This window comes from Polynucleobacter sp. AP-Nino-20-G2, assembly GCF_018688235.1.
Taxonomy (GTDB): domain Bacteria; phylum Pseudomonadota; class Gammaproteobacteria; order Burkholderiales; family Burkholderiaceae; genus Polynucleobacter.
Genome location: NZ_CP061313.1, coordinates 980705 through 1003828, shown reverse-complemented (window position 1 = coordinate 1003828; position 23124 = coordinate 980705). Strand labels below are relative to the sequence as shown.

Below are 23124 nucleotides of genomic sequence, written 5' to 3'. Positions count from 1 at the left end.
GTAGTGGATTATTGCTTAGCGCTCGTTGACTTTACGCCATCAAGCGTATTAGAAGCTGATTTTTCAGTAGGCAAAATTTGTACAAAAAATTCGCCATCCTTAATCATGCCATGTTCAACGCGCGCTCTTTCTTCAATTGCGCGCGTGCCATCTTTTAAATCTGTAACATCACCAGTTAACTTTGCATTACGCAAACTGAGCAAGCTATTCTTAGCCTGTTGAAGCTCTAATTGCTTCTCCATTTCATAGACCTTAAGCCATCCACCCTTACCCAGCCATAGGGGATACTGGATTGCTATCAGCAATAACAGCATAGAGTAGATGACGATCCGCATAAATGAATGACTGCGTTACTAGCGCTTAAGGTTATAGAAAACAGATTTTCCTGGGTAGCTAGCTACATCACCCAAGTCTTCTTCAATACGTAACAACTGGTTGTATTTGGCAATGCGATCAGAGCGTGAAAGTGAGCCTGTTTTGATCTGACCAGCATTAGTTCCAACTGCAATATCAGCAATGGTGCTGTCTTCTGTTTCGCCGGAGCGATGTGAAATAACGGCTGTGTAATTCGCACGTTTTGCCATTTCTATAGCGGCAAAAGTTTCAGTCAAAGTACCAATCTGATTAATCTTGATCAAGATAGAGTTAGCAATACCTTTTTCGATACCCTCTTTGAGGATGCGAGTATTGGTAACAAATAAATCGTCACCAACCAGTTGAATTTTCTTGCCTAGTTTTGTTGTGATATCAGCCCAACCATCCCAGTCACTCTCGTGCATACCATCTTCAATCGATACGATTGGGAATTGATCCGCCAAGTTACCCAGGTAGTCTGAGAACTCGCTTGAAGCGAGCTGAAGACCTTCGCCGGATAAATGGTATTTGCCATCCTTGTAAAACTCGCTAGCAGCACAATCTAATGCCAACAACACATCTTCGCCCGCTTGGTATCCGGCGCCCTCAATAGCCTTCATAATCGTTTGAAGACATTCTTGATTGCTCTTAAAGTTTGGTGCAAATCCACCCTCATCACCAACCGTTGTAGGCATGCCTTGAGCACCAATAATTTTCTTTAGCTCATGAAAGATTTCAGCGCCGCAACGCAAGGCCTCACGGAAGCTCTGAGCGCCAACAGGCATGATCATAAATTCTTGAATATCTAAACTATTGTTCGCATGCGCGCCACCATTGACGATATTCATCATTGGAACAGGAAGTTGCATACCGCCTGAGCCGCCAAAATAGCGATACAAAGGCAGTCCTGCCTCTTCAGCGGCAGCTCTTGCGACAGCCATTGAAACGGCAAGCGTTGCATTAGCACCTAAGCGCGCTTTGTTGTGAGTGCCGTCGAGCTCAATGAGTGTGTGATCCAAAAATGCTTGTTCGCTTGCATCAAGACCAAGAATAGATTCGGCGATTTCAATATTAATATTTTGTACGGCTTTCAATACGCCCTTACCTAAGTAACGCTCTTTGTCGCCATCACGTAATTCAATAGCTTCGCGCGAGCCGGTGGATGCACCAGAAGGAACCGCTGCTCGACCCATAACACCAGATTCAAGTAAAACATCGCACTCAACCGTTGGGTTACCGCGGGAATCTAAAACTTCTCTACCGATGATGTCAACAATGGCGCTCATGCACCTTCTCCTAAATAAAAATAAATGGGGGTTACTTAAAACTATCTTCTAAAAATGTGCCAGATTTCTTCACTACAGAATCAATAGCAACTAAAGACTCAAGCAATTCTTTTATGCGATTTAAAGGCACTGCATTGGGCCCATCTGACAATGCTTTGGCGGGATCCGGATGGGTCTCCATAAATAATCCACTGATTCCGACAGCTACCGCTGCACGGGCCAAAACAGGCACAAATTCACGCTGACCGCCACTAGCATTGCCTTGACCGCCTGGAAGCTGAACCGAGTGAGTAGCATCAAATACCACCGGGGCATTCGCTTCGCGCATGATCGCTAGGCTTCGCATGTCGGAAACTAAATTGTTGTATCCAAAAGAAGCACCACGTTCGCAAACCATGAATTGATCGGGAAGATTTTTTTCAAGCGCTGCAGCGCGTGCTTTTTCGATCACGTTCAACATCTCATGAGGAGAAAGAAACTGTCCCTTCTTGAAATTTACCGGCTTACCACTTTGTGCGCAGGCGCGAATGAAATCCGTCTGTCTACACAAAAATGCTGGTGTTTGCAAAACATCAACCACCTGAGATACAGGCTCAATCTCGCTGATATCGTGAATGTCTGTTAATACGGGAACACCAATTTCACGTTTAACGCGCGCCAAAATCTCAAGGCCCTTTTCCATGCCAAGCCCACGGAATGAAGTCCCCGAAGATCGATTGGCTTTATCGAAAGAGGATTTATAAATGAACGGTATACCAAGAGATGAGGTAATTTCCTTGAGTTGACCAGCGATATCCAGTGCCGACTGCTCAGACTCAATGACGCAAGGCCCCGCAATCAAAAAGAAACGGCGATCAAGACCGACATCAAAACCACATAACTTAAATGTGCTCATCTGACTTCCTTAGGCGATCTGCTTAGCCGTAGCAGCTTGGTGAATTAATGACGCCTTAATGAATGCTGAAAACAATGGATGCCCATCACGCGGCGTTGATGTGAACTCCGGATGAAATTGGACACCAAAGAACCAGGGATGCATTGAACTTGGTAACTCCATCATCTCGGGGAGAGACTCATTCGGAGTTCTAGCGGAAATAATCAATCCAGACTTTTCCAAGCGAGGAACGTATGCATTGTTGACTTCATAACGGTGACGGTGGCGTTCGTTCACTTCGGCGCCATAGATGTCATGGGCCAGGGTACCTTCTTTTACAGGGCAACGCTGCGAACCGAGGCGCATCGTGCCGCCAAGATCGGATTCATTGTTACGCTTCTCAACACGCCCCTCTCGGTCAACCCACTCCGTAATTAAGGCTACAACTGGGTGCTCGGTCTCTGGATCAAATTCCGTACTATTAGCGTGAGAAATATTTGCCACATGTCGTGCAAATTCAATAACAGCCAACTGCATACCCAAGCAAATTCCAAGGTAAGGCACATTATTTTCGCGAGCATATTGAATTGCGGCAATCTTGCCTTCTGTGCCACGCTTACCAAAACCGCCGGGAACCAAAATTGCGTCTAAATTTTTAAGGCAATCTACACCGTCTTTTTCAATCACTTCTGAGTCGATGTAGTTAATGTTCACCCGAGTGTGATTATGAATGCCAGCATGACGCAAGGCCTCAATCAGAGATTTATAAGACTCGGTTAACTCGACATACTTTCCTACCATGCCAATAGTCACCTCATGCTGAGGATTGGCTAATTCATACACTAGATTTGCCCAAACAGATAAGTCTGCAGGCTTAGCTTCAATTTCAAGCTCACGGCAAATCAAATCATCCATACCCTGCGCTTGGAGCATTTCAGGAATCTTGTAAATAGTATCTACATCCCATACGGAAATAACCGCCTCTTCCCGAACATTCGAAAAGAGCGAAATCTTCGAGCGCTCATCCTCGGGGATTGGGCGATCGGCACGGCACAACAAAACGGTTGGCATGATGCCAATCTCACGCAGCTTTTGAACGGAATGTTGAGTTGGCTTAGTTTTCAATTCGCCTGCGCTACTGATGTATGGAACCAATGTAAGGTGCACAAACGCGCAGCTATGCTTGGGTAGGCGAATGCTCATTTGACGAGCTGCTTCAAGGAACGGAAGCGACTCAATATCACCCACTGTTCCGCCAATTTCACAAATAGCGATATCAGCATTGCCATCATGACTGGCTTTGGCGCCCCGCTCTACAAAAGCTTGGATCTCATTCGTAATATGGGGAATGACTTGAACCGTCTTGCCAAGATATTCACCTCGGCGCTCTTTGCTAATTACAGATTCATAGATCTGACCGGTAGTGAAGTTATTACTTTTGCGCATTTTTGCCGAAACAAAACGCTCATAGTGGCCAAGGTCAAGATCTGTTTCGGCGCCATCTTCAGTCACAAAGACTTCGCCATGTTGAAGCGGACTCATGGTGCCCGGGTCAACGTTGATATAAGGGTCTAATTTTAGGAGGGTGACTTTCAGGCCGCGGGATTCGAGAATCGCGGCAAGCGAGGCAGCTGCGATTCCTTTCCCTAAAGAAGAAACCACACCACCAGTGACAAAAACGTATTTGGTCATCGCTTAAGCTCTGTTGGAAAAAGTAATTATAACGATAGCTTGAGCAATACTCCAAAATTGTGAGGGGTAAGATAGACCTACCCTGGTCAATGAAACAAATTAAAAAATGAACAAAAACCGTCACTTAGCCTTGAATTTTCTATTTTTTATTATTGCCATGGGCTCCCAAGCCTGTGGTGCACAAGATCTAGGGTCTATTAATGGCGTTTGGAAGACCTATGATGACGAAACCAATCAGCCCGCCGCCCTCGTCGAAATCAGCTCTAAGGATGGGGTTTATAGCGGCACAATTAAAAAGCTTCTAGACCCCAATTCCCCAAGCACGTGCGATAAGTGCACGGATCAACGCAAAGGCAAGCCGGTTCTGGGCATGCAAATTCTTACGGGACTACGCTGGGTAGAAGGCTCTTATGTCGGTGGTCGCATTCTGGACCCTGATGACGGCGAGATCTACCGAGTGCAAATCAAGCCAATCGATCAAGGCGCCAAACTAGATGTGCATGCCTATATTGGAATCCCCCTACTAGGCAGAACTCAAACCTGGATAAGAGAAAAATAAGCTAACAACCCCATTATTTTAATTTATTTATATAAATCAATTACTTACACAAATTCAATTGAATTTTTGACCAGCTGTCAATCGACACCAAGGAAAATTAAGTCTTATATAAGACATGAATTCCGAATTACAATAGACTGGATAGGGAAATATCCCTGCTTAGCCTTACTGTCGATAACTCTTACCCAATAGGAAACACGATGCTAGAAGCCTACAACGCCCAAGTTGCCGAACGCGCAGCCCTTGGAATTCCAGCCCTCCCACTAACTAAAGATCAAACAGCTGAGCTAGTAAGCTTGCTGAAAAACCCGCCGAAAGGCAAAGAGGCTGAGTTAGTTGAGCTAATTACCCATCGTGTTCCAGCAGGCGTTGATGAGGCAGCTAAAGTAAAAGCTGAATTTTTAGACGCAGTTGCAAAAGGTGCGGAAAAGTCACCATTAATTTCTCGCATCAAGGCGACCGAATTATTGGGTACCATGCTCGGCGGTTACAACATTAAGCCTCTAGTTGAATTGCTATCTGACTCAGAGTGCGCCTCGGCTGCTGCGGCCGCCCTCAAAAAGACTTTATTGATGTTCGACTACTTCCATGATGTTCAGGAATTAGCGGAAAAGGGTAACGTTCACGCCAAGGAAGTATTGCAAAGCTGGGCTGATGCTGAATGGTTCACAAGCCGCCCTGCTGTCCCTGAGAGCATGAAGCTGACAGTCTTCAAGGTTACGGGCGAAACAAATACCGATGATTTATCACCAGCACCAGATGCCTGGAGTCGTCCTGACATTCCATTGCACGCAACAATCATGCTCAAGAATCCGCGTCCAGGAATCGAGCCTGATGAAGTTGGCGTTCGTGGCCCAATGAAGCAAATCGAAGCCCTGCAGAAAAAAGGCAATCAAATCGCCTATGTTGGTGACGTTGTTGGTACAGGATCATCACGTAAATCCGCCACGAACTCTGTATTGTGGTGGACTGGACAAGATATTCCTTTTGTCCCTAATAAGCGCTTTGGTGGCGTTTGCTTGGGCACAAAAATTGCTCCAATCTTCTTTAATACTATGGAAGATGCAGGTGCACTACCAGTTGAATTAGATGTTTCCGATATGAATATGGGCGATGAGATTGAATTACGCCCGTACGAAGGTAAAGCATTTAAAAATGGCAAGGAAATCGCCTCTTTCTCACTCAAGTCCCCTGTCATCTTGGATGAAGTGCGTGCTGGTGGTCGCATTCCATTGATCGTTGGTCGTGGACTCACAGCAAAGGCTCGTGCAGCCCTGGGCCTGCCAGCCTCAACAGAATTCCGTATCCCTGTCAGCCCTCCTGATAACAAAAAAGGCTTTAGCTTGGCGCAGAAGATGGTTGGTCGCGCTTGTGGCTTGCCAGAAGGTCAAGGCGTACGCCCAGATACCTACTGCGAGCCACATATGACTACCGTTGGCTCACAAGATACTACTGGCCCAATGACTCGCGATGAGTTAAAGGACTTGGCTTGTTTAGGTTTCTCTGCCGATTTAGTGATGCAGTCTTTCTGCCACACATCAGCCTATCCAAAGCCAGTAGATATTCGCACTCACCATGAATTGCCAGCCTTCATGACAAACCGTGGTGGCGTTGCATTGCGCCCAGGTGACGGCGTTATTCATAGCTGGTTGAATCGCTTACTGATGCCAGATACCTGCGGTACTGGTGGCGATAGCCATACGCGCTTCCCAATTGGCATCTCCTTCCCTGCGGGTTCAGGTTTGGTTGCATTCGCTGCAGCAACAGGCGTGATGCCACTAGATATGCCTGAGTCAGTATTAGTTCGCTTCAAAGGCAAGATGCAGCCTGGCATCACTTTGCGTGACTTGGTAAATGCAATTCCTTTGTATGCAATTAAAAAGGGGTTGCTCACAGTTGAGAAGCAAGGCAAGAAGAATATTTTCTCTGGCCGCATCCTTGAAATTGAAGGCTTGCCTGACCTTAAGGTTGAGCAGGCATTTGAATTGTCCGATGCTTCAGCAGAACGCTCAGCAGCTGGTTGCGCTATTGCGCTGAGCAAAGAGCCAATCATTGAGTACATGCGTTCTAACATCACTTTAATGAAGTGGATGATCGCCAATGGTTACGAAGACAAGCGCACTTTGGGTCGTCGCATTAAGGCTATGGAAGCTTGGATTGCTAAGCCTGAGTTACTTAAGGCAGATGCTAATGCTGACTATGCTGAAGTCATTGAGATTGATATGGGCGAAATTAAAGAGCCAATTTTGGCCTGCCCTAACGATCCAGATGATGTGAAATTCCTCTCCGAAGTTGCTGGCGAAAAGATTGATGAAGTATTTATCGGTTCCTGCATGACCAATATTGGTCACTTCCGTGCGGCTGGCAAAGTTCTCGAAGGCAAAACAGATATGCCTACTCGTTTATGGATAGCACCTCCAACCAAGATGGACCAAATGGTTCTGACTGAGGAAGGCTACTACGGCGTATTAGGTCGTACTGGTGCACGTATGGAAACGCCTGGATGTTCACTCTGTATGGGTAACCAAGCGCAAATCCGCAAGGGTTCCACAGCCGTTTCTACATCAACACGTAACTTCCCGAATCGCTTAGGCATTGATACTCGCGTGTTCTTGGCGTCAGCTGAGTTAGCTTCTGTAGCCGCCCTCTTGGGTCGCCTACCAACTCCGAAGGAATACTTTGAACAAGTTGAGTCACTCAATGCTAAGGCAGGTGAAGTTTATAAATACATGAACTTTGACAAGATCAAATCATTCAGCGATGTAGCGGATACCGTTACCATCTAAGACTGATTTACTTTTTGAGGGAATAAAAAAGGCGATCATTTGATCGCCTTTTTCTTTGCCTGAAATCACGGTTTAATGATGGCAAGATTTAAAGCACTAGATGCAGAGCCCAGTTTCTTGATGGGCATTCTCACGGTTTAAGCCAGATGCCCATGTATTTGTTGGTAAGCCAGTTTTTTCCATAATCAATTTGGCTCGCTTGGAAACCTCTTTCCATTCAACGTCCAAAATGGGGCCCTTAAATGCAATAGCTACAACATTGCAGTCGTGAGATTCCGGAAAGAGCAACACCCTATTATCAAATGCCTCACAAATATTATTGAGATTGACCTCAAAGCTTTTGTGACGCGAAAACAGATTCACCGTTAAGACGCCCGGGGACTTGAGAATGTTGTAGCAGCCTTTATAGAATTCCAAAGAGCTAGCTGCCGGGCCATCGCAAATCGCATCATAAAGATCGACTTGCACTGCATCGAATTGATGATGATACTTAGAGTTCTGAACAAAAGTCTTAGCATCTGTTTGAAGCGTTTCCAGTCGACGATCATCATCTGGCGTGAAGAACATGCTACGTGCGGAAACAATTACCGATGGATTCAGTTCTACAACGGTAGATTTCACAGCTGGGCAATAGCGATGAGTAAATTTGGTTAAGGCGCCAGTACCTAGGCCTAGCTGTGCAACGCGCATGCCAGGCTTCGTTTCTAGAAAAAGTAGCCAAGCCATCATTTGCTGGTTGTACTCCAGATAAATTTCATCCGGATCTCGAATACGCATAGCCCCTTGAATGAGTTCGCTACCAAAGTGCAGATAACGAACGCCGCCACTCTCCGAAAAAGTAACGGGCTCCATTGACATTGCTAATTCAGTCACAGAATTACTTCGCCCAAACCCTAGCGTTGCGGAATAAACGCATCCAAGGGCTTGCTCCATCGGGGGTATCAAGCCACTCAGGAGGACACCAACTCATTTGTACCGCCCGGAATACACGCTCTGGATGCGGCATCATTACCGTGAATCTACCATCGGGGGTTGTCACGCCAGTAAGACCGCCGGGCGAACCATTGGGATTCATAGGGTAAGACTCAGTAGGATTGCCCTTGTGATCCACAAAACGTAAGGCAGCTAAACCCTGTTGTTGCAATGCCTCAAGATTGCCCTGCTGACTAAAATTAGCAAAACCTTCGCCATGCGCAATTGCAATCGGCAGTTGACTACCAGTCATACCTTGAGTAAAGATTGATGGTGAAGCCATCACCTCAGCCATTACCAAACGTGCTTCATACTGTTCAGATTGATTGCGGGTGAACTTTGGCCAAGCCTCAGCGCCAGGAATAATTCCGGAGAGGTTGCTCATCATTTGGCAACCATTGCATACACCCAAGGCAAAGCTGTCTTGGCGACTGAAGAATGCGGAAAATTGATCACGCAATTGTGAGTTAAATAGAATGGTTTTGGCCCACCCCTCACCAGCCCCCAACACATCGCCATAACTAAATCCACCACAAGAAACCAATCCGCGGAAGTCTTCCAGCCGAGCTTTTCCTGAAAGCAAATCCGACATATGCACGTCGTAGCTATCAAAACCAGCCCAATTCATGGCATAAGCCATTTCTACGTGAGAGTTAACACCCTGCTCTCGCAAGATGGCAACTTTTGGTCTCGCATTTTTGTTAATAAAAGGGGCTGCAACATCTTCCGCAATATCAAACGAAAGCTTTGGAGACATACCTGAATCAGCAACATCATCCAGCAAAGCAAATTCACTATCAGCGCAATCAGGATTGTCTCGTAAGCGTGCAATCTGATAGCTGGTATTGCTCCACATCTTTTGCAATACCTCACGTGGCTCTGCAAATATATTTTTGGCATCTCGCCAAATTTCAATCCGGCCATTGGTATTCGGCTTGGCAATGACATGGCTATAAGCACTCAAGCCAAGCTTTCGCAAAATAGCAAAGACCGCATCACGATCTGCCTTACGAATTTGAATGACCGCACCAAGCTCCTCATTGAATAAAGCCCGCAAGGTTTGTTCGTGACGACGACCCGAGACTTGTTCAGCCCAATTCTTTGCATCACCGTAATCAGGCTCTTGGCCAATATCAACAGCAATCATATCGACATTCATGGAAATACCGCAGTGAGAAGCAAAAGCCATCTCAGCGATACAGGCAAACAATCCGCCATCAGAGCGATCGTGATAAGCCAGTAACTTATCTTCTTTGCGCAATTCGATAACGGCATCAGCTAAGGCCTTGAGATCCTCGGGATGATCCACATTCGGGGCGGATTTTCCTGATTGATTGAGAACTTGAGCCAGAATACTACCAGCCATGCGGTTCTTGCCGCGACCCAAATCTATCAAGATGAGCTCTGTTTCTAGTGCGGCACCAGACTGATCCCGAAGTTTGAGCAATGGCGTAGTCGTTTTACGCACATCTTGCACCGAAGCAAAAGCAGAAATAATCAAGGAAACCGGAGAGACAACCTTCTTGGCTTGATCCCCCTCCTGCCAAGCGGTAGCCATTGATAAGGAATCCTTACCTACAGGAATGGAGATTCCCAAAGCAGGACAAAGATCCATGCCGATAGCCTGTACTGAATCGTATAACTTGGCATCTTCACCCCGTGCGCCGCAAGCTGCCATCCAGTTGGCGGATAACTTAACATCTTCAAGACGACGTACATCAGCTGCAAGCAGATTAGTAATCGCCTCACCAACAGCCATCTTCGCAGCTGCAGGCGCATCAATAACAGCCAATGGCGTCCGCTCACCCATTGTCATTACTTCACCACGATAGCCTTTGTAATCCATGATCGTGACAGCACAGTCGGCTACCGGAACTTGCCAAGGACCAACAAAAGGATCGCGCGCATTTAAGCCTCCAACCGTACGATCGCCGATAGTAATCAAGAAAGATTTACTAGCTACCGTAGGTTGCTGCAATACCCAGGCGATGCATTGAGACAGATCGGCATCAGTTACGTTGAGCTCATCAAAATGCTGTTCAACACGCTTTACATCACGATGCATACGTGGTGGTTTACCAAGCAACACTTCCATTGGCATATCGATCGGCAATGCAGCATCAGAGTCTGTTGACTGTTTACTGTCACTCAATTGCAATTGACGTTCTTGAGTTGCTTCGCCTACTACCGCAAACGGGCAACGCTCACGCTCACACATCGATTTGAGTAAATCGAGATCTTTAGATTCAATAGCCAGAACATAACGCTCTTGAGATTCGTTACACCAAATCTCTGCAGGACTCATACCGCTCTCTTCTAGAGGAACGTTACGCAATTTAAATTGAGCGCCTAAACCCGCGCCATCAGCAAGCTCTGGGAAGGCATTAGATAGGCCGCCAGCTCCAACATCGTGAATGGAAACAATGGGGTTATTCTCACCCATAGCGCGACAAGCATTAATGACCTCTTGCGCACGACGCTCCATCTCTGGATTGCCTCGTTGAACAGAGTCAAAATCTAAATCCGCAGTATTGGTTCCAGTGGCAACTGAACTCCCTGTTGCGCCACCCATGCCGATACGCATTCCTGGTCCACCCAGCTGAACAAGTAAATGCCCTGGCTTAATTTCTTTCTTTGCGGTGTGAATAGCATCAATGCTACCGATACCACCAGCGATCATGATGGGTTTGTGATAGCCGCGACGGACACCTTCTAAGGTTTGTTCAAATACACGGAAATAACCACCCAAAATAGGACGACCAAATTCATTATTGAAAGCGGCGCCACCCAATGGGCCGTCGATCATTATTTGCAAAGGTGTAGCAATGCGCTCTGGTTTGCCGTACTTCTCAGACTCCCACGGCAAATCTGTTCCGGGAATATTCAGGTTAGAAACAGAGAATCCAGTCAGACCAGCCTTAGGCCGACCGCCAATACCGGTTGCGCCTTCGTCGCGAATTTCACCGCCCGCGCCTGTGGAAGCCCCGGGAAATGGGGCAATAGCCGTAGGATGGTTATGTGTCTCCACCTTCATTAGCGTATGAACTAAACGAGTATCTTTTTCGTAACGATGCTCAATGCCTTGCGGGACCCAAGTTTCGGCTTCACAACCAACCATTACTGCTGAATTATCAGAATAGGCAACGATAGTGCCCTCTGGTTGCAATTGATGCGTATTGCGAATCATTGCAAATAATGATTTTTCCTGATCATCGCCATCAATCGTCCAGCTGGAATTAAAAATCTTGTGACGGCAATGCTCGCTGTTTGCCTGAGCAAACATAATGAGCTCTACATCACTAGGATTTCGCTTCAGGCGAATAAAATTTTCAGTAAGGTAATCCACTTCATCATCAGATAAAGCGAGACCCAAGTCCTGGTTTGCTTTATCCAAAGCTGCGCGACCTTCAGTCAACACTGGAATTCGCACCAGAGGGCGATCCTCTAATGTCTGATACAAAACACCCGCTTCGTTGACGTCACTAATCACGGCCTCGGTCATGCGGTCATGAATCGCCGCCATGACAAGTTGCTCTTGATTCGGGCTTAACGCTTTTTTACTCTGCCACGAATATTGAACACCGCGTTCTATACGTAACACGCTCAATCCACACTGCTGAGCAATATCCGTTGCCTTACTCGCCCATGGCGAAACAGTACCAAATCGAGGAATGGCAATAGCGGTATTAAGAGATGAGCCCTTGCTAAACCACGAGCCACCTTCTTTCAGTTGAGCCTCAAAAGGCTGCCCATAAGTCAAAAGACTTTCTAGGACTTCTTTGTCTTTCGCATTGAGCGAAGACTCGGACCAAACAAAATGAAGATATTGAGCCTCGATAGACTCAAGTTGGACACCTTGGGCTGCCAGCGAAGCTAAAAGTCGCTGTTGGCGGAAGGCTGAAAGGGCATTTGCCCCGGGCAAGCAACAGTATGAAGACATCCCTAGATTATAAGGTTTTGATCAAGCCAGGCGACCGCCGCTGAGGCGGATTTGACGATTACACCGTGCAGCCAAGGCTGGATCATGAGTTACCAAAACCAATGTTGAGGAATTCTCACGATTTAGCTCAAAAAGTAGCTCAATTACCCGCTTCCCACTAGCCTCATCCAGACTCCCCGTTGGCTCATCAGCAAATAGGATGGCCGGTTGATTTATAAAGGCCCTAGCCAAGGCGATTCTCTGTTGCTCGCCACCCGATAAGGTATTAGGAAAGTGGCTGGCCCTACTTTGCAGGCCGACCTTTTCAAGCCAAACCTCACCTGCCAACTTAGCCTCAGACTGGGATGTGCCAGATAGCTCAAGCGGCAACATGACATTTTCCAAGGCATTCAAATGTGGGAGGAGTTGAAATGACTGAAAAACAAACCCCACACATTCACCCCTGAGTTTGGCCCTGCCATCTTCGTCCAGCTCGTTGAGATTTTTACCCATGAGCGTCACCTGCCCGACCGAGGGCAAATCTAAGCCAGCCAACATACTTAATAAGGTACTTTTTCCAGAACCAGATGCGCCAATAATGGCGACACTGTCGCCTTGACTGATTTCAAAATCAATGTCGTGCAAAATGGCCAAATCACCATCGGATGTTTTGACAGACTTACCCACATGGTTAGCGGCGATTGATTTAGGCTGATGGCTCATGTGGAAATTTTTCTAGAATGAATAATGCGAATAAATACTTGTAATTTCAAATCATTACTAATGGGCCTATTTTGCCTGTTATTAAGCATTCATTCATGGGCCAACACCAACCCAGTGATTTTAGTACTCGGTGACAGCCTCTCAGCAGAATACGGGCTGCCACGAGGCTCCGGATGGGTCGGCCTGCTACAAGCTCAGTTAAAGCAAGATTCAAGTTCGTGGACGGTATTTAATGCCAGCATCAGTGGCGAGACAAGTTCAGGTGGACTCACTCGATTACCCTTGCTTCTATCCCAAAAGAAGCCCGGCATTGTTATCATTGAACTGGGTGCAAATGATGCCCTTCGCGGGCTTTCGATTTCTCAAACAGATGCCAATTTACGCAGGCTAATCTCTCTAAGCAAGCAATCAGGTGCCAAGGTTTTGCTACTAGGAATGCAAATACCGCCGAACTACGGTCAGGGCTACACAGCTCAATTCAAAGCGCTCTACCCCGCCTTGGCTAAAGAAGAGAAGATTGAATTGCTGCCTTTTTTCTTGGAAGGTGTTGCCACAAGACCGGAGTTATTTCAACCCGATCGAATGCATCCAAATGTGGATGCTCAGGTGCTCCTATTTAAAAACGTATGGGGCTCGATGGCCCCATATCAAAATATACTCAAGCAGACGGGAAAATAATTAGCTGCCAGCCGATCCAGAGTTTGTTTGCTTCAGGGGGTTAATCACCTTAACCCCAGCGCTATTGCGCCAATATGCCATAAACCCAGCAAACTCTGATTGCGCAGCCAGGGCTTGTATCTGTTGCGCCTGGGCCTTGTGAACTTTTGCATCTACGGATGCTGGTTGACGCAATTGATCGATTCGATAAAGGGTTGTACCAACACCAGGATTGGACACAGATACAACAGCAGGCAACTTATCTGCGTTGATGGACATCACATCATCTAGGGACTGACCAACTAAGTTACCAGGCTTGTTCCGTGAAACCCAAATCGGAGCAGCAAAACCAGCGCCACCCTTTGGATCTTTTTCAAGCTCTGCATATTTTTCCGTGGCGGCTGAAACAGCTAACTTCTCAGCAGCGCGCTGGCTAACCTGGCGCTTTACTTCAGCCGATACTTCAGAGAATGGCAAAACTTGTGCTGGGTGCAGTGTCACAACACGAGCTGAAACAAATACGCCGGGAGAAGTTTGCACTGCCTCGATATTGCGTTTATTTCTAAGCGCCTCATCACCGTAGAGTGACTGAACCACTTTGGGGTTTGCTAATGGGTGATCCTTTGATAACCCAGGCGCACCACTGCGAGTCACGCCTTTTTGCGTTTGAATAGAAAGTTTGAGCTTATCCGCAGCCGGCTTCAAACTGTCTGATTGGTCATACGTCAGGTTGGCGAATTGATCGGCCTTCTCGTTAAACGCCTTTGAATCTTCTTTGGAATCCGCCTTAAGCACAATGTATTCAACATCAATAAATTCTGGCTGTTCAAATAACTTCGCGTTAGAGTCATAGAACGCTTGTAACTCCTGGGCACTAGGATTGACCTTACTTAGGTAATCCTTAGCATTAAATTGAAGTGCTTGAACTTGGCGCTCCGTCTCATACAAAGAAGAAACAATCTCAGCAAGTTTTGGATTTGCTAATTCAGTACGGGCAACAGAATTTACCAGCTGCTGAATTTTTAAGTCGAAACTTTGTCCAGCGTAGAACTGCTCTTCATTCATGCCATTGCTCGCCAGCAACTGCTTAAAGCGGGCGTCATCAAACGTACCGTCTTGACGATAAAGCGCACGAATCTGTGGAATTTTTTGTAGGCTATTGACCAACTCTTGTTTGCCAACTTGCAATCGTAGGTCACTCACAGCGAAACCTAAAATTCGTTGCTGCAATAACTCATTCAATATAGCTTGACGAAACGGCAGGCTTTGCGCAATTTGCGCATTGCCACCTACACGCTCAGCTTGGCGTTTAGCAGCTGAATCCACCTCTTGCACAGTGATCGGCTTGCCATTGACCTTGATGACGTCAGTCTCCTTGTCCATGAAGCTGGAATAGCTGGAGATGCCAAACATGGCGAATGATGGAACGATAAACAGCATCAACACAAGCTGCAAAATCTTTTGGTGCTTACGTACGGTATCAAACATGAATTAATCGCTAGGAAATGAAGTCAATGATGCGAGTTTACTAGGCTGAGAGTCTAGGTGATCTAGAGGGCCTGAAAAGAGAAGCAAGTGCGATTTGGGAAACTGGTGGGCGCTGACGGGATCGAACCGCCGACATTCTGCGTGTAAGGCAGACGCTCTACCATCTGAGCTAAGCGCCCCAAATTAATACAGACGAGATTGTAACCTAGAGTGAGAACAAAAGAGGGATTCTTCATCAAATCTTGTAAAAAGAGGTGAGCTAATAGATAAAAAATCCCTCAAATACCAACCAATCTCAATGCTTTAAGGCCTCCGGAGGGGAAATCTTCTCGTTGGCTTTGCTGGCCTCAGCAGCCTTTTTAGCAAGCTCCTCCGGAGTTGGATCCGGCAAGGCGACTGGTTGTCGCTCTAAAGCCAATTCCAACACCTTATCAATCCAACGAACGGGAACTATTTCAATAGCGTTCTTCACGTTATCTGGAATATCGATCAAATCTTTGACATTCTCTTCCGGGATTAACGCCAGCTTGATGCCGCCACGATGCGCAGCTAAAAGCTTTTCCTTGAGGCCGCCAATTGGCAGAACTTCACCGCGCAAGGTAATCTCACCAGTCATAGCTACATCCGAGCGAATAGGAATGCCTGTGAAGACTGACACCAGCGCAGTAGTGATGGCAATACCTGCAGATGGTCCATCTTTAGGTGTAGCACCGTCCGGGAAGTGAATATGAATATCCTTCTTCTCAAACGCCTCATCAGCAATACCAAGCGATCGAGCGCGAGAGCGCACAACGGTTTTCGCCGCCTCAACAGACTCCTTCATGACATCACCAATCGAACCTGTGCGCGTAATAACCCCCTTACCTGGCATTACGGCAGCTTCAATAGTCAACAAATCTCCACCAACCTCGGTCCAAGCCAAGCCAGTAACCTGGCCAACTTGATTTTCCTTGGCAGCTAGACCGAAGTCATACATTCGCACAGATAAGAATTTCTCAAGATTGTCTGCGTTCACCGTAACTGGGGCGGCTTCCTTCTTGAGGAGCAACAACTTCACTACCTTGCGGCAGATTTTGCTAATTTCACGCTCTAAAGAACGCACACCCGCTTCACGCGTGTAATAGCGAATCATGCTACGCACTGCACTTTCCTCGATCTTCAGCTCGTCCTTCTTCAGGCCATTATTTTTAATCTGTTTAGGGATTAAATAATTGGTAGCAATACTGGTTTTTTCATCCTCGGTGTAGCCCGCAAGACGAATAATCTCCAGGCGATCTAACAATGGGCCAGGAATGTTTAAGGAGTTTGATGTGGCAACGAACATCACATCAGATAAATCGAAATCTACCTCAACATAATGATCTTGGAAGGTATGATTCTGCTCGGGATCTAGCACCTCAAGCAAGGCGCTTGCAGGATCGCCGCGGAAGTCCATGCCCATCTTATCCACTTCATCCAAGAGAAATAGTGGGTTACGTACTCCAACCTTGGTAAGGCTAGTCAAAATCTTTCCAGGCATAGAGCCAATATAGGTGCGACGATGTCCACGAATCTCGGATTCATCGCGAACACCACCCAAAGCCATACGCACAAACTTCCGGTTTGTTGCTCGCGCAATCGATTGCCCTAAGGAAGTTTTACCAACACCAGGAGGCCCAACTAAACAAAGAATAGGCGCCTTCACTCGGTCAACACGTTGCTGGACTGCGAGGTACTCTAGGATGCGTTCTTTAACCTTATCAAGACCATAGTGATCCTCGTCCAATACCTTTTCAGCATTGGCTAGATCATTATTGATTTTGGTTTTTTTCTTCCAAGGGAGGTTCACCAAGGTGTCAATGAAATTGCGAATCACTGTTGCTTCAGCAGACATGGGTGACATGAGCTTGAGCTTCTTCAACTCAGACTCAGCCTTCTTCAAGGCCTCCTTAGGCATACGTGCCGCCTTGATGCGCTTCTCAAGCTCTTCAAGATCGGCGCCCTCTTCACCTTCACCCAATTCTTTCTGAATGGCTTTAACTTGCTCATTGAGGTAGTACTCGCGCTGACTCTTTTCCATTTGACGCTTAACACGTCCACGAATACGCTTTTCCACTTGAAGAATGTCAATTTCACTTTCGAGATCAGCCAACAAACTCTCTAAACGCTGAACAACATCAGTCATCTCAAGTAAACGTTGCTTTTGCTCGAGTTTCACTGGCAAATGGGCGCAAATCGTATCCGCCAAGCGGCTTGGATCATCAATCCCACCCAGAGAAGACAAGATCTCCTGAGGAACCTTCTTATTCAGTTTTACGTATTGATCAAACTGCGCCATGATGGCGCGGCGCAAGGCTTCAGTTTCATGGGCATCCAGCGCAGAAATAGCGGTGGGCGTAGCCTCACAGCCGAAATAACCTTGGCTATCTTCAACTTGACTCACCTCAGCGCGCTGAACGCCTTCAACCAGAACCTTTACGGTGCCGTCTGGCAGTTTTAGCATCTGCAAGATGTTGGCAATACAGCCGACTTCATAGAGATCTTCTACGCCAGGCTCATCCTTGGCTGCAGTTTTTTGGGCAACCAAGAGTACATTTTTTCCGGTTTCCATAGCCGCCTCAAGGGCTTTAATGGATTTTGGGCGACCCACAAATAAGGGGATCACCATATGTGGAAAGACCACGACATCCCGCAATGGGAGCAAAGGCAATTGAATAGGTTCAGAGGGTAGTAATAAGTGGCCAGGCATGGGGCAATTCCTCCAAAATAGTCATTCCGTAAAATTCTCTAAAAATGCCGCACCACTACATACGGACATTATTTAGGAATAGGATACTACCTATATGGGTGCCTACCACGGAAAAACAAGGGGGAAAAACGCTAAAAATGTGTAAAAAGTGGTCGAAAACCACTAAAAAAGTGAAAAATTAAGCTTTTTTGCTCAATTCAGCAGATTCTTCGCCTGGTTTGTAGATCAGAATGGGCTTTCCGCCATCCTGAATCGTAGCTTCGTCGATCACTACCTTCTCTACATTCTTTAAAGAGGGTAAGTCATACATCACATCCATGAGGGATCCCTCGAGGATAGAACGCAAGCCTCTTGCGCCGGTTTTACGGGCAATCGCCTTCTTGGCAATTGCAGATAAAGCTGCTGGACGAACCTCCAACTCAGAGCCCTCCATTGTCAGAAGGGCTTGATACTGCTTCACTAACGCGTTTTTAGGCTCAGTCAAAATCTGAATTAAAGCAGCTTCATCGAGTTGCGCCAAAGTTGCCACTACTGGCAAACGACCAATCAACTCTGGAATCAAACCGAACTTAATCAAGTCTTCAGGCTCAACTTCTATCAAGAGATCGCTGACACCGCGGTCATCTTTGCCTGGAACAGTGGCATTAAAGCCAATGCCTGTTTTCGCAGTGCGCTGTTGAATAACCTTCTCTAGACCATCAAAGGCACCGCCACAGATAAATAGGATGTTGGTGGTATCCACTTGCAGGAAATCCTGATTCGGATGCTTGCGCCCGCCCTGCGGAGGAACAGAAGCCATCGTACCTTCAACTAACTTGAGCAATGCCTGTTGAACACCCTCACCCGATACGTCACGAGTAATAGATGGGTTATCTGATTTACGAGAAATCTTGTCGATCTCATCGATGTAAACAATGCCACGCTGCGCTTTTTCGACGTTGTAATCACAAGCTTGCAATAGCTTCTGAATAATATTTTCAACGTCCTCACCTACATAACCAGCTTCGGTCAAAGTAGTTGCATCAGCCATTACAAATGGCACGTCGAGCATTCGGGCAAGAGTCTGGGCTAGTAAAGTTTTACCGGATCCAGTTGGTCCGATCAGCAAAATATTACTTTTCGCCAACTCAACACCATCCACCATGGCCTTAGCCGGGACTTTAGACTCTTTCTTATCGGCAGCCTCTACCGGCTTGCCGTCTTTATCCAACTTCTCTTTTTTTAGCTTTGGTAAATACTGCAAGCGCTTGTAATGGTTATAAACCGCAACAGCCAATGTCTTTTTGGCGTGATCTTGACCGATCACATACTGATCTAAGTTTTCACGAATCTCATGAGGCGTTGGTAAAGAATCGTCGCCATCACTTTTCGGAAGCTTAGCAAGCTCTTCTTGAATGATGTCAGTACATAAATCAATGCACTCATCGCAAATGAAAACGGAAGGACCCGCTATCAACTTCTTCACTTCATTCTGGCTCTTGCCACAGAAAGAGCAATACAGAATTTTGTCGGTGCTAGGAGTGTTGGTATCGCTCAAAATAAATGCCTAATATGTGCAGCGTCTTATTAAGGACGCTTGTCGATAACTTTATCAATCAAGCCATATTCTTGAGCCTGCTCGGCAGACATGAAGTTATCTCGATCAGTATCTTTGGCGATAGTCTCAATGGATTGACCTGTGCGATCAGCCAAAATCTTATTGAGACGTTCGCGCAAATAGAGAATTTCACGCGCTTGAATTTCAATATCAGAAGCTTGACCACGTGCGCCGCCGAGCGGCTGATGAATCATTACGCGGGAGTTAGGCAAAGCATAGCGCTTGCCTTTTTCGCCAGCACACAACAAGAAGGCGCCCATACTGGCAGCCATACCCATGCACAGCGTGCTCACGTGAGGCTTAATAAATTGCATCGTGTCATAGATAGCCAAACCAGCAGAAACGGAGCCACCAGGAGAATTGATATATAGAGAAATTTCTTTATCAGGGTTCTCGCTCTCCAGGAAGAGCAGCTGAGCAATCACTAAATTTGCTGTTTGATCATTTACTTCGCCAACTAAGAACACTACGCGCTCTCTTAGTAAGCGAGAGTAAATGTCATAGGCCCTCTCACCTCTGCCAGAAGTTTCAATCACCATTGGAACCAAACCCAAACCTTTTGGCTCTAAATTCTCAGACTGGAAGTGATTGTGATTCATGTGATTAGACCTTTATTTAATAAATACTCAAGCTTAGTTTAATTTGCTCAACTCTTCGAAGGTGACAGCCTTATCAATCACTTTAGCTTGTGATGTGAAATATTTGATGACGTTATCTTCTAAAACTAAGTTCTCAATATCTTTGAGGCGACTTGGATTGCTGTAGAACCAACGCACCACTTCTTTTGGATCTTCGTATGTAGCGGCTTGCTCATCGATCTCAGCTTTAATTTGATCCGCAGTAGCGGCCAAATTTTGCTGCTTAACCAAATCACTCAAAATCAAGCCGAGACGCACGCGCTTGAGCGCTTGCTCAGCGAAAATTTCAGCAGGAATTGGCGCATCTTTTGCATTAGGAACGCCTCGTTGCATTAAGTCTTGACGAGCTGACTGAACTAAACGCTCTTGCTCTTGCGCCACTAAAGACTTGGGCGCATCCAATTCGCATAAGCTATTGAGCTTGTCCATTACTTCGCTCTTTAACAAGGACGTAATACGACGTTTTGTTTCACGGTCCAGATTCTCTTTAACTTCTTCGCGCATCTTAGCAACGCCACCCTCAGTCACACCGAGAGACAATGCAAACGCATCATCAACGGCTGGCAGATGAGCCCAGTTCACTGACTTCACAGTGATTGTGAATTCAGCTGTTTTACCGGCAACATCTTTGCCATGGTAATCCGCTGGAAAGCTTAATGGGAAGGACTTGCTCTCACCTGCTTTGAGGCCCAAAGTAGCCGCTTCGAATTCAGGAAGCATGCGACCTTCACCGAGAACATACTCAAAGTTTTCAGCCTTGCCGCCAGCGAATTCAACACCATCGATCTTGCCAACAAAATCAATGACGACTTGATCGCCATTTTGAGCAGCAGTGTTTGCACCGCCATCGCCATGGGCACCAGCTTCACCACGTGGGTGGTAGTGCACTTGCTGTTTGCGCAATACATCTAATGCGCGATCAATTTCCGCATCGGAGATATCGGTTACGTATTTGGTTACTTCTGCTTTGCTGAAATCGCCAATTTTGACTTCTGGCAACACTTCAAAGAACACATCAAAAACAATCTTGTCTGCGTCTAACTCACTCTTTGGGTCAAGACGTGGCTGACCAGCCAAAAGAATATTTTCCTTCTTAGCCAATTCAAAAAAGAGTTCAGAGGCTTTATCGAACTGGAGCTCAAAATCCACTTGCATGCCATATTGCTTTTCAACCATGGCCTTTGGTACTTTGCCTGGACGGAAGCCTGGAGCCTTCATGGTTTTACCCAATTTGGCCAATTGGGCTTCTTTTGCCTTAGCCAAATCGGCACGAGCGAACTCTAAGGTCACTTTGCGGTCTAACTGACCTAAATTTTCTATCTGCACAGCCATTCTCGTCTCTTAATTGAAAATCAGAATATGTGAAGCCCAAGCCAAGTAGCTATCTTGTGGTGCGAGGAGGGGGACTCGAACCCCCACACCATTTCTGGCGTCAGGACCTAAACCTGGTGCGTCTACCAATTTCGCCATCCTCGCGCGAATTCCGCAAACACTACCGAGCTAGACTTCACTCTAAAGACCGTAATTCTACAATGCTTAGCGGTTTTGGAGGATCTTTTAGGCCTTATAGAGCAAAGCAACCGCATGAACAGCTATGCCCTCGCCCCGCCCTAAATGGCCCAGAGATTCATTCGTTTTGGCTTTCAGGTTGACATGGCTTGGGGTTACCGCCAAATCTGCAGCGATATTACGTACCATCTCCGGCAAAAAAGTAGCCAATTTAGGCTTTTGACAAATGATCGTTGCATCAACATTTCCAACCTGAAAACCTGCTGCCTGGATCTTCTGTAAAGCCGCTCTAAGCAAAATCCGGCTATCCATATCCTTGAATTGAGGGTCGGTATCCGGAAAAAGTTGGCCAATATCGTTCAATCCGGCCGCACCAAGCAGCGCATCCGTTAGCGCATGTAACAAGGCGTCAGCATCAGAATGGCCCAATAGACCTTTGTCATTAGGGACATGAACGCCACCTAAAATCAATTTGCGATCAGAGACCAGGGCGTGAACGTCGTAACCTTGGCCGATTCTGAACTGGGGGATATGGGGTGTGCTTTGAGTCATTGAAAATCTTTATTTATGGGGCTCTTGACTGCAGAATAGTTTGCATCAATTCCCAGTCGGCCGGATGAGTCACTTTGAAATTGATTGTTGCGCCCTCAACCAAAAGGGGTCTAGCGCCAGTCAATTCCATAGCACTGGCTTCATCAGTAATATCAGCCTCTAATCTGATGCCATTTTCAATAGCATCATGCAGCGCCTTCAAGCCAAACATTTGCGGGGTCTGAGCCTGCCAAAGGTGGTCACGAGAAATAGTCTTTTCAGCCCGAGTTGGGTTGCCTGCAATAGCGGAGGTGCTATCAGCTCTTTTTAAGGTATCAGCCAATGGCATGGCAAGCAAACCACCCTCACCCGCCTGCTGAACAGCAGTTAGCAATTTCTGAATTAATGCCGGGGAGATTCCAGGTCGTGCCGCATCATGCACCAATACCCAATCATTTTCTGAAATACCCGCCTTAAGCATCTCAGCCAGCGTATTTCTGACGGTTTCTTGCCGAGTTGAGCCACCAGTGGCTAAGAAATGCAGTGGTTTTGCACTATCGGAGAGTTGACCAAGGATGGGGTTGTCAATGAATCCAGGGCTTACACCAACCCAAATGGATGTAATTTCAGGAGTTGCCTTAAAAGCATCTACAGCATAAGACAGCATCGGCCTGCCAGCTAGCGATTGAAATTGCTTTGGTAAGTTGCCACCAAGACGAGATCCGCTGCCTGCGGTAGGCAACAAGGCATGGCACTTTGGCAAGCGCTGCTGCGATTGAATTCCTTGGTTCATACCTGATTCTATAATGAG

At 46.7% G+C, this 23124-nt stretch carries 17 protein-coding genes and 2 tRNA genes; 3 read left to right on the top strand and 16 right to left on the bottom strand.

Annotated features, from left to right (window positions below; translation table 11 throughout):
- Positions 1-8: 8 nt before the first annotated feature.
- From ftsB to FD960_RS05195, 4 genes are read right to left on the bottom strand one after another with little or no spacing between them, the layout of a single operon-like run.
- Complete coding sequence (gene ftsB, locus FD960_RS05210; RefSeq protein WP_215300481.1) at positions 9-335, bottom strand: cell division protein FtsB; 327 nt, start codon at positions 333-335, stop codon at positions 9-11.
- 18 nt (positions 336-353) lie between these two features.
- Positions 354-1640: a phosphopyruvate hydratase gene (gene eno, locus FD960_RS05205; protein WP_215300479.1), complete on the bottom strand. Its 1287-nt coding sequence runs from the start codon at positions 1638-1640 to the stop codon at positions 354-356.
- Positions 1641-1671: 31 nt separating this feature from the next.
- Positions 1672-2535 (bottom strand): 3-deoxy-8-phosphooctulonate synthase, encoded by an 864-nt coding sequence (gene kdsA, locus FD960_RS05200; protein WP_215300477.1) that lies wholly within the window; start codon positions 2533-2535, stop codon positions 1672-1674.
- A gap of 9 nt (positions 2536-2544) precedes the next feature.
- Entirely contained in the window at positions 2545-4206 is a 1662-nt protein-coding gene (locus tag FD960_RS05195; RefSeq protein ID WP_215300475.1) for a CTP synthase, read from the bottom strand.
- Positions 4207-4312: 106 nt separating this feature from the next.
- On the opposite strand from FD960_RS05195, the gene FD960_RS05190 reads away from it, so the two are divergent.
- Together FD960_RS05190 and FD960_RS05185 are read left to right on the top strand one after the other, a co-directional pair.
- A complete protein-coding gene (locus FD960_RS05190) occupies positions 4313-4765 on the top strand; it encodes a DUF2147 domain-containing protein (RefSeq protein WP_251369860.1) in 453 nt (150 codons plus the stop codon).
- A gap of 200 nt (positions 4766-4965) precedes the next feature.
- The gene (locus FD960_RS05185) at positions 4966-7551 is read left to right on the top strand and encodes a bifunctional aconitate hydratase 2/2-methylisocitrate dehydratase (protein WP_215300473.1); all 2586 of its coding nucleotides are present in this window, start codon (positions 4966-4968) and stop codon (positions 7549-7551) included.
- Positions 7552-7647: 96 nt separating this feature from the next.
- Here FD960_RS05185 and FD960_RS05180 read toward each other — a convergent pair whose 3' ends face one another.
- Genes FD960_RS05180 through FD960_RS05170 form a run of 3 tightly spaced genes read right to left on the bottom strand, consistent with a single transcriptional unit; the run spans position 7648 to position 13165 of the window.
- Positions 7648-8424, bottom strand: a complete 777-nt coding sequence (locus tag FD960_RS05180) for a spermidine synthase (RefSeq protein WP_251369859.1) — start codon at positions 8422-8424, stop codon at positions 7648-7650.
- A 4-nt stretch (positions 8425-8428) separates the two neighbouring features.
- Positions 8429-12463, bottom strand: coding sequence for a phosphoribosylformylglycinamidine synthase (gene purL, locus FD960_RS05175; protein ID WP_215300471.1), 4035 nt, complete (start codon positions 12461-12463; stop codon positions 8429-8431).
- A gap of 21 nt (positions 12464-12484) precedes the next feature.
- The gene (locus tag FD960_RS05170) at positions 12485-13165 is read right to left on the bottom strand and encodes an ABC transporter ATP-binding protein (protein WP_215300469.1); all 681 of its coding nucleotides are present in this window, start codon (positions 13163-13165) and stop codon (positions 12485-12487) included.
- A 60-nt stretch (positions 13166-13225) separates the two neighbouring features.
- Here FD960_RS05170 and FD960_RS05165 point away from each other — a divergent pair, with 60 nt between their 5' ends.
- Positions 13226-13843 carry an arylesterase gene (locus FD960_RS05165; protein WP_251369858.1) on the top strand — a complete coding sequence of 206 codons (618 nt, stop codon included), beginning with the start codon at positions 13226-13228 and terminating at the stop codon, positions 13841-13843.
- Here FD960_RS05165 and FD960_RS05160 read toward each other — a convergent pair whose 3' ends face one another.
- From FD960_RS05160 to ispD, 9 genes are all read right to left on the bottom strand, one after another.
- Entirely contained in the window at positions 13844-15310 is a 1467-nt protein-coding gene (locus tag FD960_RS05160; RefSeq protein WP_215300466.1) for a peptidylprolyl isomerase, read from the bottom strand.
- Positions 15311-15413: 103 nt separating this feature from the next.
- Positions 15414-15489, bottom strand: a tRNA-Val gene (locus tag FD960_RS05155).
- Positions 15490-15605: 116 nt separating this feature from the next.
- On the bottom strand, positions 15606-18038 hold the full coding sequence (gene lon, locus FD960_RS05150) for an endopeptidase La (RefSeq protein ID WP_215300464.1): 2433 nt from the start codon (positions 18036-18038) through the stop codon (positions 15606-15608).
- A 178-nt stretch (positions 18039-18216) separates the two neighbouring features.
- A complete protein-coding gene (gene clpX, locus FD960_RS05145; RefSeq protein WP_215300463.1) occupies positions 18217-19575 on the bottom strand; it encodes an ATP-dependent Clp protease ATP-binding subunit ClpX in 1359 nt (452 codons plus the stop codon).
- A gap of 29 nt (positions 19576-19604) precedes the next feature.
- On the bottom strand, positions 19605-20234 hold the full coding sequence (gene clpP, locus FD960_RS05140) for an ATP-dependent Clp endopeptidase proteolytic subunit ClpP (protein ID WP_215300461.1): 630 nt from the start codon (positions 20232-20234) through the stop codon (positions 19605-19607).
- Positions 20235-20267: 33 nt separating this feature from the next.
- A complete protein-coding gene (gene tig / locus FD960_RS05135) occupies positions 20268-21605 on the bottom strand; it encodes a trigger factor (protein WP_215300460.1) in 1338 nt (445 codons plus the stop codon).
- A 57-nt stretch (positions 21606-21662) separates the two neighbouring features.
- A tRNA-Leu gene (locus FD960_RS05130) sits at positions 21663-21749 on the bottom strand.
- Between the two features lie 81 nt (positions 21750-21830).
- Positions 21831-22334: a 2-C-methyl-D-erythritol 2,4-cyclodiphosphate synthase gene (gene ispF / locus FD960_RS05125; RefSeq protein ID WP_215300458.1), complete on the bottom strand. Its 504-nt coding sequence runs from the start codon at positions 22332-22334 to the stop codon at positions 21831-21833.
- Positions 22335-22347: 13 nt separating this feature from the next.
- Positions 22348-23106 carry a 2-C-methyl-D-erythritol 4-phosphate cytidylyltransferase gene (ispD, locus tag FD960_RS05120; RefSeq protein ID WP_215300456.1) on the bottom strand — a complete coding sequence of 253 codons (759 nt, stop codon included), beginning with the start codon at positions 23104-23106 and terminating at the stop codon, positions 22348-22350.
- Positions 23107-23124: the final 18 nt, after the last annotated feature.

Bases quoted from the DNA above. Each gene is read 5' to 3' on its own strand.
- ftsB (WP_215300481.1), bottom strand. From the start codon at position 335: ATGCGGATCGTCATCTACTCTATGCTGTTATTGCTGATAGCAATCCAG.
- eno (WP_215300479.1), bottom strand. From the start codon at position 1,640: ATGAGCGCCATTGTTGACATCATCGGTAGAGAAGTTTTAGATTCCCGC.
- kdsA (WP_215300477.1), bottom strand. From the start codon at position 2,535: ATGAGCACATTTAAGTTATGTGGTTTTGATGTCGGTCTTGATCGCCGT.
- FD960_RS05195 (WP_215300475.1), bottom strand. From the start codon at position 4,206: ATGACCAAATACGTTTTTGTCACTGGTGGTGTGGTTTCTTCTTTAGGG.
- FD960_RS05190 (WP_251369860.1), top strand. From the start codon at position 4,313: ATGAACAAAAACCGTCACTTAGCCTTGAATTTTCTATTTTTTATTATT.
- FD960_RS05185 (WP_215300473.1), top strand. From the start codon at position 4,966: ATGCTAGAAGCCTACAACGCCCAAGTTGCCGAACGCGCAGCCCTTGGA.
- purL (WP_215300471.1), bottom strand. From the start codon at position 12,463: ATGTCTTCATACTGTTGCTTGCCCGGGGCAAATGCCCTTTCAGCCTTC.
- FD960_RS05170 (WP_215300469.1), bottom strand. From the start codon at position 13,165: ATGAGCCATCAGCCTAAATCAATCGCCGCTAACCATGTGGGTAAGTCT.
- FD960_RS05165 (WP_251369858.1), top strand. From the start codon at position 13,226: ATGGGCCTATTTTGCCTGTTATTAAGCATTCATTCATGGGCCAACACC.
- FD960_RS05160 (WP_215300466.1), bottom strand. From the start codon at position 15,310: ATGTTTGATACCGTACGTAAGCACCAAAAGATTTTGCAGCTTGTGTTG.
- lon (WP_215300464.1), bottom strand. From the start codon at position 18,038: ATGCCTGGCCACTTATTACTACCCTCTGAACCTATTCAATTGCCTTTG.
- clpP (WP_215300461.1), bottom strand. From the start codon at position 20,234: ATGAATCACAATCACTTCCAGTCTGAGAATTTAGAGCCAAAAGGTTTG.
- tig (WP_215300460.1), bottom strand. From the start codon at position 21,605: ATGGCTGTGCAGATAGAAAATTTAGGTCAGTTAGACCGCAAAGTGACC.
- ispF (WP_215300458.1), bottom strand. From the start codon at position 22,334: ATGACTCAAAGCACACCCCATATCCCCCAGTTCAGAATCGGCCAAGGT.
- ispD (WP_215300456.1), bottom strand. From the start codon at position 23,106: ATGAACCAAGGAATTCAATCGCAGCAGCGCTTGCCAAAGTGCCATGCC.